Raw genomic sequence first — 12,509 nt, forward strand, 5'->3', positions numbered from 1 at the left:
GGCGCCTGAGCTGATGCAGTCTGCGGCCGACCTTGCACGTTCACCGACCGGCATGGCGGCTGGGGAATGGACGCGCCGGCGGATATCCTGGATTTCGCTCGCCGCCATCCTGGTGTCACTTTTCTCGCTGCTGCCGCTCGCCTTCATCATCTGGATTGCCGTGCAGACCGGCTGGGAAACCGTATCGGCACTGGTGTTCCGGCCGCGCGTCGGCGAGCTGCTGGCCAACACCCTGCTTTTGGTGGTGCTGGCAGTACCGATCTGCATAGTGCTCTCGGTGGCGCTGGCCTGGCTGACCGAACGCAGCAGCCTTCCCGGTGCCCGGCTGTGGGCCTGGCTGTCGGTGGCGCCGCTCGCCATCCCCGCCTTCGTCCACAGCTACGCCTGGATCACCCTGGCGCCGGGACTGCACGGGCTGTGGGCCGGCGTCCTGGTTTCCGTCGTCGCCTATTTCCCGTTCCTCTATCTGCCGGTGGCGGCAGCCTTGCGCCGGCTCGATCCCGCTCTCGAAGATGCCGCGGCAGCCGTCGGACTCGGGCCGTGGCGCGTGTTCCGGCGGGTCGTGCTGCCGCAGCTCAGGCTCGCCATCTGCGGCGGCTCGCTGCTGGTCGGCCTGCATCTCCTGGCCGAATACGGCCTCTACGTGTTCATCCGCTTCGACACCTTCACCACGGCGATCGTCGACCAGTTCCAGTCGACGTTCAACGGCCCCGCCGCCAACATGCTGGCAGCAGTGCTGGTGACATGCTGTTTCGTGCTGCTGGGGATCGAAGTGCTGGTGCGCGGCGAGGAGCGCTATGCCCGCGTCGGCTCGGGCGCCGCACGGCAGCAGCAACGCACAAGGCTCGGCCGCGCCACGATCCCGTGCTTGGCTCTGCCGGCCATCACCACCCTGCTGGCGCTGGGCGTGCCGTTCGTCACCATCAGCCGCTGGCTTGTGGCCGGCGGTGCCGATGTCTGGCGCCTCGACGAGATCGGCCTGGCGCTCGGCCAGACCCTGTTCCTGGCGCTCGCCGGCGCCCTGCTCGCCACGGTCGCCGCCATGCCGATGGCCTGGATCTCGATCCGCGCGCCGGGACCGCTGCAGCGCCTTCTGGAGGGCTGCAACTACATCGTCGGCTCGCTGCCCGGCGTCGTCGTGGCGCTGGCGCTGGTCACCATCACTGTGCGCATTGCCTTGCCGCTCTATCAGACCCTGTTCACGATCCTCGTTGCCTATGCGCTGATGTTCCTGCCGCGCGCCCTGATCAGCCTGCGGGCGTCGATCGCGCAGGCGCCGGTCGAGCTCGAACGCGCCGCCGCCAGTCTCGGCCGGTCACCGCTCAAGGCGCTGTGGTCGACGACGATCCGCCTGTCGGCGTCAGGTGCCGCGGCAGGCATGGCGCTGGTGGCGCTCGGCATCATGAACGAATTGACCGCCACGCAGATGCTGGCGCCCAACGGCACCCGGACGCTGGCGATGGCGTTCTGGGCCCACAGCGGCGAGATCGACTATGCGTCCGCCGCACCTTACGCCCTGATCATGGTGGCGATGTCGCTGCCCCTGACGTGGCTGCTCTATGTCCAGTCGAAGCGGATGGCCGGACGATGAGCTTCCTCGAACTCACCGATGTGCACAAGCACTACGGCCCGGTGGCCGCACTGGCCGGTGTCGACCTCAGCGTGGCCAGCGGCAGCCGCACGGCGATCGTCGGGCCGTCCGGCTGTGGCAAGACGACCTTGCTGCGCCTGATCGCCGGCTTCGAGGCGCCGGACCAGGGCCGCATCGTGCTCGACGGCGAGGTGCTGGTCAATGGCGGCGCCGCCGTGCCGGCATATCGGCGGGGCATTGGCGTGGTGGCGCAGGACGGCGCCCTGTTCCCGCATCTGAGCATCGCCGCCAATATCGGCTTCGGCATGGGACGCCACGAGGACAAGCGCACCGAGCGCATCGCCGAGCTCGCCTATATCGTCGGGCTCGACAAGGCGATCCTGAAACGCCGACCGCACGAGCTCTCCGGCGGTCAGCAGCAGCGTGTGGCGCTGGCCCGCGCCATGGCCATGAAGCCGCGGCTGATGCTGCTCGACGAACCGTTCTCGGCGCTCGACACCGGTCTGCGCGCCTCGATGCGCAAGGCGGTGGCCGAACTTCTGGAGACCGCCGGCATCACCACGATCCTGGTCACCCACGACCAGGCCGAGGCGCTGTCCTTTGCCAGCCAGGTCGCGGTGATGCGCGACGGCATATTTTCGCAGGTCGGCACGCCGCGCGAGCTCTATCTCAAACCGAAGGACAGGATGGTCGCCGAATTCCTCGGCGATGCCATCATCCTGCCGGCCAAGATCGCGGACGGTTTCGCCAGCTCGCCGCTCGGCCGCATCGCCGTCGACAGCACCGAACGGCGCGATGTCGTCCGCATCATGCTGCGGCCGGAACAGGTGCTGCTGAAACGGACGTCGCGCGAAGGCATGTCGGGCACCCCGGACATGCTGTTCGGCGAAGTGACGGAGTCTGAATTCGCCGGCTCGATGTGCACCATCGCGGTGCGGCTGTTGAACAGTCCCGATCCGCCGGACGCAGCCGCGATCGGCAACACGCCGTTGATCCTGCGCAAGCCGGGCATGGACACACCGGTGGTTGGCGAGATCGTCCGGCTGACGGTGTTGGGCAAGGCGCATGTGTTTGCCTGAACGCTCTTGCGCCATCACAGCGCGCTGGTCAGGACGACAGGCTGGCTTCAATCGACCCGCTTACCGGCCTGATCGAACCAGTGCAGCTTTTCGGCCCTGGCCACGACGCGCAACTGGTCACCGGGCTTTGCGGTGGCGCGCCCTGAGACGCGCACGACGATACGGCTGCCAGCTGCTGCACAATGCAGAAAGCTTTCGGCACCGACCGGCTCGACCGCCTCGACTGTCGCCGGCAGGACGAGCGCACCGGGCAGCGCCTCCGCATTGAAGGTGACGTCGGCATCTTCCGGGCGAAAACCCAGTGTCACGGCTGGTGTTTCGGGGGCCACGAAGTCGATCGCCGTGCCGTCAGCCAGTATCGGGCCTGAGGAAGTTCCGGATAACGCCAGAAGATTCATCGGCGGCGCGCCGATGAAGGAAGCGACGAAGATCGAGGCCGGCTTTTCGTAGACGTCGAGCGGCGCGCCCGTTTGCTCGACCAGTCCGGCGTTCATGACGACAAGGATGTCGGCCAGCGTCATCGCCTCGAGCTGGTCGTGGGTGACATAAACCGAGGTGACGCCAAGCTTGCGCTGCAAATTCTTGATCTCGACCCGCATCTGGCCGCGCAATTTGGCATCGAGATTGCTAAGCGGCTCGTCGAACAGGAAGACTTTCGGGTTGCGCACGATGGCGCGGCCCATGGCGACACGCTGGCGCTGGCCGCCGGAAAGCTCGCGCGGTCGCCGGTCGAGCAGCGCCGAGAGTTCCAGCACCTTGGCGGTCGAGCGCACCCTGCTGTCGATCTCGTCCTTCGGCGTGCCGCGATTGCGCAGGCCATAGGCCATGTTGTCATAGACCTTCATATGCGGGTAGAGCGCGTAGTTCTGGAACACCATGGCGATGTCGCGCTCGGTCGGGCCAATGGCGTTGACCACCTTGCCGTCGATGGCAACCGTACCGGCAGAAATAGTCTCCAACCCGGCGATCATCCTCAGCAGCGTGGACTTGCCGCAGCCGGAGGGGCCGACCAGAACGCAAAGCTCCTTGTCGGGAATGGCGATGGAGACGCCCTTCACGGCTTCGACCCCGCTGGGATAGACCTTCTTCACGTCCTTCAGATCGACGGTCGCCATCAGCTTCTCACTTTTCGGATTCGACCAGGCCGCGCACGAACCAGCGTTGCATCAGCACAACCACCAGGATCGGCGGCACAATGGCCAGCATCGCCGTGACCATGACCAGGTGCCATTCGGTATCGGCATCGGCGAAGGAAACCATCTTTCTCAGTGCGATGACGATGGTGTTCATATCGTTGCTGTTGGTGACCAGCAGCGGCCAAAGATACTGCGTCCAGCCATAGATGAAGAGGATCACGAACAGCGCCGCGATGTTGGTGCGCGACAGTGGCAAGAGGATATCGAAGAAGAAGCGCCATGGCCCGGCGCCGTCGACGCGCGCCGCCTCGACCAATTCGCCCGGTATGGTCATGAAGAACTGGCGGAACAGCAGCGTCGCGGTGGCCGAGGCGATCAGCGGGATGATCAGGCCGGCATAGGTGTCGATCATGCCGAGATCGACCATCACCTTGTAGGTCGGCAGGATGCGCACCTCGACGGGAAGCATCAAGGTGATGAAGATCAGCCAGAAGAAGGTCATGCGCAGCGGAAAGCGGAAGAACACGATCGCATAGGCCGACAGGATCGAGATGCAGATCTTTCCCACCGCAACGCCAAGCGCCATGATCGTGGTGTTGAGGAGCAGCTGGCCGACGCTGACACCGCCGATGCGGCCAATGCCGCCGAACAGCGCCTCGCTGTAATTGTTCCACAGCTGGCCGCCGGGCAAGAGCGGCAGCGGCGGCCTGAGGATCGTTTGCAGCGTGTGTGTCGAGGCAACGAAGGTGTAGTAGATCGGGAAAGCCACGATCAATATGCCGAGGATAAGCACGGCATGGGCGATGAAGGTGCGGAGCGGGGACTGACCGATCATCGCTGCCTCAACCGTAATGGACTTTGCGTTCCACGTAGCGGAACTGAAAAGCGGTAAGCGCAATGACGATGGCCATCAGGATGACCGATTGCGCCGCCGAGTCGCCCAGGATCAGATTGACGAAGCCGTCATTATATACCTTGTAGACCAGCGTCTCGGTCGTCTTGCCCGGCCCGCCGCCGGTGACGGCATGGACAATGCCGAAAGTGTCGAACAGGGCATAGACGGTGTTGACGACCAGCAGGAAAAAGGTCGTCGGTGCAAGCAGCGGGAAGACGATGGTCCAGAAGCGCTTGGTGTCACCGGCGCCATCCATGGCCGCCGCCTCGATCAGCGTTTTCGGCACCGCCTGCAGGCCGGCGACGAAGAACAGGAAATTGTAGCTGATCTGCTTCCAGGCAGCCGCCGACACCAGCAGGATCATGGCGTGGGTGCCGTTGAGCAGCGGGTCCCATGCGATGTCGAGGCTTCTCAGCAAATAGGCCAACGAGCCGATCGAAGGATTGAACAGAAAAAGCCACAGCATCCCGGCAATCGCCGGCGCCACGGCATAAGGCCATATCAACAGTGTGCGGTAGAGGCCTTTGCCGCGCACTGCCTTCTCGGCCATGACCGCAAGCAGGAGGGCCACACCCATGGCAACGATCGCGGTCGCAAGCGAGAACACCACGGTGACCTTGATCGAATTGAGGTAGGCCGGATCGGCCAGCACTTTCCGGAAATTGGCGAACCAGACGAACTTGGTCCTCAGCCCGAACGGGTCCTGTCTGAGCATCGACTGGTAAAGCGCCTGACCGGCCGGCCAGTAGAAGAAAACCAGTGTAATGGCGAGTTGTGGCGCCACCAGCAGGTAGGGCAGGATCTTGTTGGGAAAGACGATGCGTGGAGACAGGCTGATTTCCCTCGCTATTCAGGGGTCGCCCACGCGAACTCGCGTGGGCGATATTCCAATCGACCAACCGAGATAATCTCGTCAGTTCTCTAGCGCTTCCTTGATTGCGGCGTTGCCGCGCGTGACCGCGTTGTCAAGCGCCTGCTGAGCGGTTTGCTGGCCTGCCAGCATCTTCTCCAACTCCTCGTTCTGGATATCGCGAACCTGCGGCAGATTCGGCAGGCGCACGCCCTTCGAGTTGTCGGTCGGCGCCTTGCCCGTCATCTGCAGGATGGGTGTCTCGCGGCCGGGGTTCTTTTGATAGAAGCCCGATTTCTTGGTCACCTCGTAGGCGGCGAGCGTCACCGGCAGGTATCCCGACTTCTGGTGCAGATACTCCTGCACATCGGTCTTGGACAGATAGGCAAAGAAGGCCGCGACGCCCTTATATTGCTCGTCCGACTTGTTGCCGAACACCCACAGGCTGGCGCCGCCTGGCGTGGTGTTCTGCGGTGCGCCCTTGGCGTCGGTATCGTAGGGAAGCTGGCCGATGCCATAGTTCATGCCGGACTTGACGATGTCGCCGAGGCCGCCCGACGATTCCGTGAAGATGCCGCATTCGCCGGCAAGGAAGATCTGCTTGGCTTCGGAAGTGCGCCCGCCATATTTGAAGGTGCCGTCCTTGGCCAGGTCTGCGAGCGCCTGGAAGTGGTTGACGAAAATCGGCGCGTTGATCTTGAGTTCGACATCACCGCCGGCCAGACCGTTCTGCTGGGTGGCCCATGACACGTCATTCCATGCCGCGAAATTCTCCAGATGGATCCAGGTCAGCCAGGTCGAGGTGTAGCCGCATGAGGCGGCGCCGCTCGTCTTGATCTTCTTGGCAGCTTCCCACACCTCGTTCCAGATCTTGGGCGGGTTGTTCACGTCGAGGCCCGCCTTCTGGAAGATCTCCTTGTTGTAGTAGAGGATCGGCGAGGAGGAGTTGTAGGGGAAGGACAGCATGGTGCCGTCCGGCTTCGAATAATAGCCGACGATGCCGGGCAGATACTGGCTCTTGTCGAAGGTCATACCGGCACCGGTCATCACCTCGGCCACCGGCTTGATCGCACCCTCGGCCGCCATCATCACGCCGGTGCCGACATCGAACACCTGGAGGATGTCGGGCGCCTGTCCGGCGCGGAAGGCGGCGATGCCGGCATTCAGCGTCTCGGGATAGGTACCCTTGAACACCGGAACCAGCTCATAGTCGCTCTGGCTGGCGTTGAAATCCTTGGAGATCTTGTCGACGACCTCGGCGTTGGCGCCGGTCATGGCGTGCCACCAGCTGATCTGCGTGACGGCGAAGGCGGAGGTGGTGGAAAGCAGGGTCAAGGTAGCGGCGACACCGGCCGCGAAGCCGAAGAACTTCATGTTTCATCTCCCGTTTTGTCATTGGCGAAAGGGCACTCTCGCAAAGGCAATATGTGCCGCTCGTGACAATTGGACAACGGTTTTGTTGCGGATCGATGAACTCGATCTCGGCCTCAAAATGGTGCACGTTTCGAAATGAGAGCTGACGGAAAGGAATTGCAAAGCCGGCTTACGGTTCGAACAAGCGACGGAGATCGGCGCGATCGCCGGCGCCTAAAGCGCGTCGCGTTTGAATGGATTCCTGCGACGCGGTTTAGGTTCTTGTTTTGATGCATGTCGTTATCGCAAAACCGCTACGCACCTTGCGCGACATGCATTAGTCCGACTTGCCGAGCGCCGTCTCGACCAGCCGCTTGGCATCCGGTCCGGACCATTCGGCCGGGCCGTTCATGTGAGCGATCAGGCAGCCTTCACCGTCGATCAACATGGTGACCGGCAGGCCAAGCGCCAGGCCGCGCGTCTTGAGATCATTGAACAGCGCCATCGTCGAATCACGGTAATAGCCGAGCGCCTCGACGCCGGTTTCCTCGAGGAACTTTTTTGGCTTGGTGTCGTCGCCCGCATCGACATTGACCGCAACGACCTCGAAGGCGTCGCTGCCCATTTCTTTCTGGAGCGCGTCGAGCGCCGGCATTTCGGCGCGGCACGGCGCGCACCATGTCGCCCACAGATTGAGCAGCACCGTCTTGCCGGCATGGTCGGCGAGCGTCATCGGCTTGCCGTCGGGGCTGTTGAAGGCAAGGCCCTTCAGCGATTGCGGCGGATCAGCCGGCAAAAGTGCTGCAACCTGGCCGGTGGCAGCTGCCGCGACCGTCTTGGCGCGGTCGGCCTTGGCGGCGCAGGCGACATCGTCCTTGCTGTCGCCAACCGCGACTTGAGCGGGGGCGTTGTTGCCAGAACCGCTTTCGCTGACATATACCGCGACCGCGCCGGCAAGCACGCCTGCCACCGAAGCGGCGAGGATGAGGCGCGGGGCCGGGAAAAATCGATTGCCGTCTGCCATTTTTTAAAACTGCTCCGGAGCACGGGTTATAGCGATGAGCGACAAGAAGGCCAGCAACCAGATGTGGGGCGGACGTTTTGCCTCGGGTCCGGCCGCGATCATGGAAGCGATCAACGCGTCGATCTCGTTCGACCGCAAACTCTACCCGCAGGATATCCGCGGCTCGATCGCCCACAGCGAGATGCTGGCGCAAACCGGCATTATTTCGGCGGCCGATCAAGAAAAAATCGCTCACGGGCTGAACACGATCCTGGCAGAGATCGAAGCCGGCACGTTCGAGTTCTCGACCAGGCTGGAAGACATCCACATGAATGTCGAGGCCCGCCTTGCCGAGCTGATCGGCCCGGCTGCCGGCCGCCTGCATACCGCCCGTTCGCGCAACGACCAGGTGGCGGTCGATCTCAGGCTATGGGTCAAGGACGAGTGCTTTCGCGTCGCCGAGGCGCTGAAGGGCCTGATCACGGCGTTCCTGGAACGGGCCGAGGAGCATGCGGCAACTGTGATGCCTGGCTTCACCCATATGCAGGCGGCGCAGCCGGTGACCTTCGGCCATCACTGCATGGCCTATGTCGAGATGTTTTCGCGCGACCTGTCGCGTGTTCGTGACGCCATCGAACGGATGGACGAAAGCCCGCTCGGTGCGGCCGCCCTTGCCGGCACCAGCTTTCCGATCGATCGGCACCAGACGGCCAGGGCGCTCGGCTTCCGCGAGCCGATGCGCAATTCCCTCGACAGCGTTTCGGACCGCGATTTCGCGCTCGAATTCTTGGGGCTGGCGGCGATCTGCGCGACGCATCTGTCGCGTCTGGCCGAAGAGATCATTATCTGGTCGACGCCGCAATTCGGCTTCGTCAGGCTGTCGGACTCATTCTCCACCGGCTCCTCGATCATGCCGCAGAAGAAGAACCCCGACGCCGCCGAGCTGGTGCGCGGCAAGACCGGCCGCATCAACGGCCATCTGGTTGGCCTGCTGACGGTGATGAAGGGCATGCCGCTGACCTATGGCAAGGACATGCAGGAAGACAAGGAATCCGTGTTCGACGCCGCCGAGACGCTCGACCTGATGCTGGCGGCGATGACCGGCATGGTGCGCGACATGACGGTGAACGCCGCCGCCATGAAGAAGGCCGCCGGGTCAGGCTATGCGACCGCGACCGATCTCGCCGACTGGCTGGTGCGCACCCTCGGTCTGCCGTTTCGCGAGGCGCACCACGTCACCGGCCGCGCCGTGGCGCTGGCCGAAGAGAGGAAGATCGGGCTCGACAGGCTGCCGCTGGAAGACCTGCAGTCCATTCACCCCGGCATCACGGCGGACGTGTTTTCGGTGCTTGCCGTGCAGAACTCGGTGAAGAGCCGCACGAGCTTCGGTGGCACCGCGCCGTCGGAAGTGAGGAAGCAGATTCGGTACTGGAAAAAGCACATTGGCAGGGCGTGATGCTCGTGCGGCGAATCCGAAATTCGCATCACGTTGGAGCAGCGCGGCGAGCGAATTTCGGATTCAAAAGCCGCACGAGTTAATCAATGAATTCTAGTGTGGTTTTGGATTTGAAGTCCCTTAACGCGAATGCCATCAATGACAGGAACTTCAAATCCACCACACTAGGTGCAATGCCGGAAAAACTCGGCTAAAAGCGGCGGGCAAAAGTTTCGGACGGATGGATCGATGACCGCAAGCAGGATTTTGGTGACGCTGACGCTGCTGGCGGCGCTGGCAACCGTAACGGCCTGCGGCAGGAAGTCCGGGCTCGAGACGCCCTATGAGGCGGCCGTGCAGGCGCGCAAGGACGCACAAAAGGCCGAGCAGCCCGTGCCGCCGGAGCCGGAAAAACCGGTCAAGGACAAGAAGTTCATTCTCGACCCGTTGATCTAGAGCCGATGAGATCGGCCGATCTCATCGTGCTCCAACTTCCGGAACCGCTCTCGTGAACCATTTCGACTACCGCGACGGCGTGCTGCATGCCGAGGACGTGGCGATATCAGAGATCGCCGCAAGCGTCGGCACGCCGTTCTATTGCTATTCGACGGCGACACTGACCAGGCATTTTCGCGTGTTTGCGCAGGCCTTTGCCGGCCTCGACTCGCTGGTCTGCTACGCCATGAAGGCGAATTCCAACCAGGCTGTGCTAAAAATCCTGGCCAGGCTCGGCGCCGGCGCCGACGTGGTCTCGGAAGGCGAATTGCGTCGCGCACTGGCCGCCGGCATTCCGGCCAACAAGATCCTGTTTTCCGGCGTCGGCAAGACCGCGCGCGAAATGGATTTTGCGCTCTCTGCCGGCATTCTCTGTTTCAACGTCGAATCCGAGCCGGAACTTGAACTGCTGTCAGCCCGCGCCACGGCGCTAGGCAAGGTCGCGTCGATCTCGCTGCGCATCAACCCGGATGTCGATGCCAAGACCCACAAGAAGATCTCCACCGGCAGGGCCGAGAACAAGTTCGGCATTCCCTGGCAGAAGTCGCGCCAGGTCTATGCCCGCGCGGCTGAATTGCCTGGCATCAAGGTCACCGGCATCGACACCCATATCGGCAGCCAGATCACCGAATTGCAGCCCTTCGACGACGCCTTCGCGCTGCTGGTGGAACTGGTCGGCGTGCTGCGTGCCGATGGGCACGCCATCGAGCATATCGATCTCGGCGGCGGCCTCGGCATTCCCTACCGTGTCGACAACAGCCCGCCTCCGTTGCCGGACGCTTATGCCCAGATCGTCAGGAAGCACGTCGCCAAGCTCGGGCTGAAGGTGATGTTTGAGCCGGGCCGGCTGATATCAGGCAATGCCGGTGTCCTGGTCTCGCAAGTGATCTTCGTGAAGGAGGGCGACGCCAAGAACTTCCTGGTCGTCGACGCCGCGATGAACGATCTGATCCGGCCGACACTCTATGACGCCTTCCATGACATCAAGCCGGTGGTGCAGCAGCCGGCCGCAGCGCCGCGCATGACGGTCGACGTCGTCGGCCCGGTCTGCGAGACCGGCGATTATCTCGGCCTCGACCGCGACCTGCCCCGGCTCAAGGCCGGCGACCTGATCGCCGTCGCCACCGCCGGCGCCTATGGCGCGGTGCAGGCCGGCACCTACAACACCCGACTGTTGGTGCCTGAAGTGCTGGTCGACGGCGACCGTTTTCATGTCGTGCGCCGGCGCCAGACCTATGACGAGTTGATCGGGCTGGATTCGCTGCCTGACTGGCTGACGTAGAGGGGCTCGCAGCGTCACTGCCGGTGTTGAAGCTACAGCCGGTGCTGAATCAGCGCCCTGGTCTCGGCGATCCTGCCTTCGTCGCGGCGATAGAACGTCCATTGCTTGATGCGTTTGCTGCGCAGAAGGCCGGCCTGGGTCAGCACCCGCATGTGCTCGCTAAGCGTCGCCTGGGTGATGCCAAGCTTTTCCGCAATCAGCAGCGCGCAGACGCCGTCCTCGACCAGATCGCCATCGGTCTGCGGCGAAAAATGCGCGCGCGGATCCTTCAGCCAATCGAGGATTTGCAGCCTGCGCTCGTTGGCGATCGCCTTGAAGACATCGACCTCTTGCATTTAGCCATTTTGCTAAGTTACTAAGAGATGTCAACCTTGGGAGCAGACCATGCTGAACGGCAATAGCATCACCCGCGAACGCATCGCTGCAATGGAACCGCGCATCCGGCCCTTCGTGCGCCACACGCCGGTGCTGCGCGTCGACATGGCCGACTTCGGCCGTCCGCCTCTTGGCGTCGACCTGAAGCTCGAATGCCTGCAGCATTCCGGCTCGTTCAAGGCGCGCGGCGCGTTCACCAATCTTCTCGAGCGGCCTGTCCCCGAGGCTGGCGTCGTCGCGGCATCGGGCGGCAATCATGGTGCCGCGGTCGCCTACGCCGCCATGCGGCTCGGCCACAAGGCGACGATCTTCGTTCCCGAAGTGAGCCCGCCGGCCAAGCTGGAACGTATCCGCGGCTACGGCGCCGAGCTGGTCGTCGGTGGCGCGCGCTATGCCGAAGCGCTGGCCGCCAGCGAAAGCTTCGCCGAAAAGTCCAGCGCCCTGCAGATCCACGCCTTCAACCAGGAGGAGACGCTGGTCGGGCAAGGCACGCTTGGCCTCGAGATCGAGGCCGACCTGCCTGAGCTCGACACGCTGCTGGTCGCCGTCGGCGGCGGCGGCCTGATTGGCGGCATCGCCGCCTGGTTTGCCGGCCGCATCAGGATCATCGCCGTCGAGCCCGAGGGTGCGCCGACGCTTCATCGCGCCTTCGAGGCCGGCCGGCCCGTAGATGCGCCGACCGAGGGCATCGCCGCCGATTCGCTGGCGCCGAAGCGCGTCGGCGAAATGATGTTTCCAATCGCCGAAGCCTTCGTCGAGCGTTCCATACTGGTCAGCGACAACGAGATCATCGCCGCGCAGGCGGCGCTTTGGGACCGGGTGCGAATCATCTCCGAGCCGGGTGGCGCCGCCGCCTTCGCGGCGATCCTGTCCGGCCGCTACGCGCCGGCTGCGGGCGAGCGTGTAGCCGTGCTGGTCTGCGGTGCAAACGCCAATCCGGCTGGATTCTGACGATAGCGGGGGCAGTCCTGTTCACGTTTTAGGGAACTGCCTCGCCTTCGCCGTGTTTCTTGGT

Annotated in this window: 12 protein-coding genes; 6 read left to right on the forward strand and 6 right to left on the reverse strand. The window is 63.5% G+C overall.

Annotation, left to right across the window (positions count from 1 at the left end; genetic code table 11):
• Positions 1–13 precede the first annotated feature (13 nt).
• Both AC0L16_RS15940 and AC0L16_RS15945 read left to right on the forward strand, forming a co-directional pair.
• Positions 14–1,591, forward strand: coding sequence for an ABC transporter permease (locus AC0L16_RS15940; RefSeq protein ID WP_473621843.1), 1,578 nt, complete (start codon positions 14–16; stop codon positions 1,589–1,591).
• On the forward strand, positions 1,588–2,670 hold the full coding sequence (locus tag AC0L16_RS15945; RefSeq protein WP_473621844.1) for an ABC transporter ATP-binding protein: 1,083 nt from the start codon (positions 1,588–1,590) through the stop codon (positions 2,668–2,670). Before AC0L16_RS15940 ends, AC0L16_RS15945 begins: the two co-directional genes overlap by 4 nt.
• Positions 2,671–2,717: 47 nt before the next feature.
• Here AC0L16_RS15945 and AC0L16_RS15950 read toward each other — a convergent pair whose 3' ends face one another.
• The 5 genes from AC0L16_RS15950 to tlpA all read right to left on the reverse strand — a co-directional run bounded on the left by AC0L16_RS15950 (position 2,718) and on the right by tlpA (position 7,928).
• On the reverse strand, positions 2,718–3,785 hold the full coding sequence (locus tag AC0L16_RS15950; RefSeq protein ID WP_473621846.1) for a sn-glycerol-3-phosphate import ATP-binding protein UgpC: 1,068 nt from the start codon (positions 3,783–3,785) through the stop codon (positions 2,718–2,720).
• Positions 3,786–3,792: 7 nt separating this feature from the next.
• Positions 3,793–4,641, reverse strand: a complete 849-nt coding sequence (ugpE, locus tag AC0L16_RS15955) for a sn-glycerol-3-phosphate ABC transporter permease UgpE (protein WP_023797226.1) — start codon at positions 4,639–4,641, stop codon at positions 3,793–3,795.
• Between the two features lie 7 nt (positions 4,642–4,648).
• A complete protein-coding gene (ugpA, locus tag AC0L16_RS15960) occupies positions 4,649–5,533 on the reverse strand; it encodes a sn-glycerol-3-phosphate ABC transporter permease UgpA (RefSeq protein ID WP_473621925.1) in 885 nt (294 codons plus the stop codon).
• 81 nt (positions 5,534–5,614) lie between these two features.
• Positions 5,615–6,925 carry a sn-glycerol-3-phosphate ABC transporter substrate-binding protein UgpB gene (ugpB, locus tag AC0L16_RS15965; protein WP_473621847.1) on the reverse strand — a complete coding sequence of 437 codons (1,311 nt, stop codon included), beginning with the start codon at positions 6,923–6,925 and terminating at the stop codon, positions 5,615–5,617.
• A gap of 316 nt (positions 6,926–7,241) precedes the next feature.
• On the reverse strand, positions 7,242–7,928 hold the full coding sequence (tlpA, locus tag AC0L16_RS15970; protein WP_473621848.1) for a thiol:disulfide interchange protein TlpA: 687 nt from the start codon (positions 7,926–7,928) through the stop codon (positions 7,242–7,244).
• Between the two features lie 34 nt (positions 7,929–7,962).
• Here tlpA and argH point away from each other — a divergent pair, with 34 nt between their 5' ends.
• From argH to lysA, 3 genes are all read left to right on the forward strand, one after another.
• Positions 7,963–9,363 (forward strand): argininosuccinate lyase, encoded by a 1,401-nt coding sequence (argH, locus tag AC0L16_RS15975; protein ID WP_473621849.1) that lies wholly within the window; start codon positions 7,963–7,965, stop codon positions 9,361–9,363.
• A 228-nt stretch (positions 9,364–9,591) separates the two neighbouring features.
• Positions 9,592–9,798, forward strand: coding sequence for a lipoprotein (locus AC0L16_RS15980; protein ID WP_192356009.1), 207 nt, complete (start codon positions 9,592–9,594; stop codon positions 9,796–9,798).
• A gap of 52 nt (positions 9,799–9,850) precedes the next feature.
• Complete coding sequence (lysA, locus tag AC0L16_RS15985; protein WP_473621850.1) at positions 9,851–11,119, forward strand: diaminopimelate decarboxylase; 1,269 nt, start codon at positions 9,851–9,853, stop codon at positions 11,117–11,119.
• A 32-nt stretch (positions 11,120–11,151) separates the two neighbouring features.
• Here the strand turns inward: lysA and AC0L16_RS15990 are convergent, their stop codons facing one another.
• A complete protein-coding gene (locus AC0L16_RS15990; protein ID WP_077372890.1) occupies positions 11,152–11,454 on the reverse strand; it encodes an ArsR/SmtB family transcription factor in 303 nt (100 codons plus the stop codon).
• A gap of 49 nt (positions 11,455–11,503) precedes the next feature.
• Here AC0L16_RS15990 and AC0L16_RS15995 point away from each other — a divergent pair, with 49 nt between their 5' ends.
• The gene (locus AC0L16_RS15995; RefSeq protein ID WP_473621851.1) at positions 11,504–12,445 is read left to right on the forward strand and encodes a threonine/serine dehydratase; all 942 of its coding nucleotides are present in this window, start codon (positions 11,504–11,506) and stop codon (positions 12,443–12,445) included.
• The last annotated feature ends 64 nt before the right edge of the window (positions 12,446–12,509 follow it).

This window comes from Mesorhizobium sp. WSM4848 (assembly GCF_055811375.1).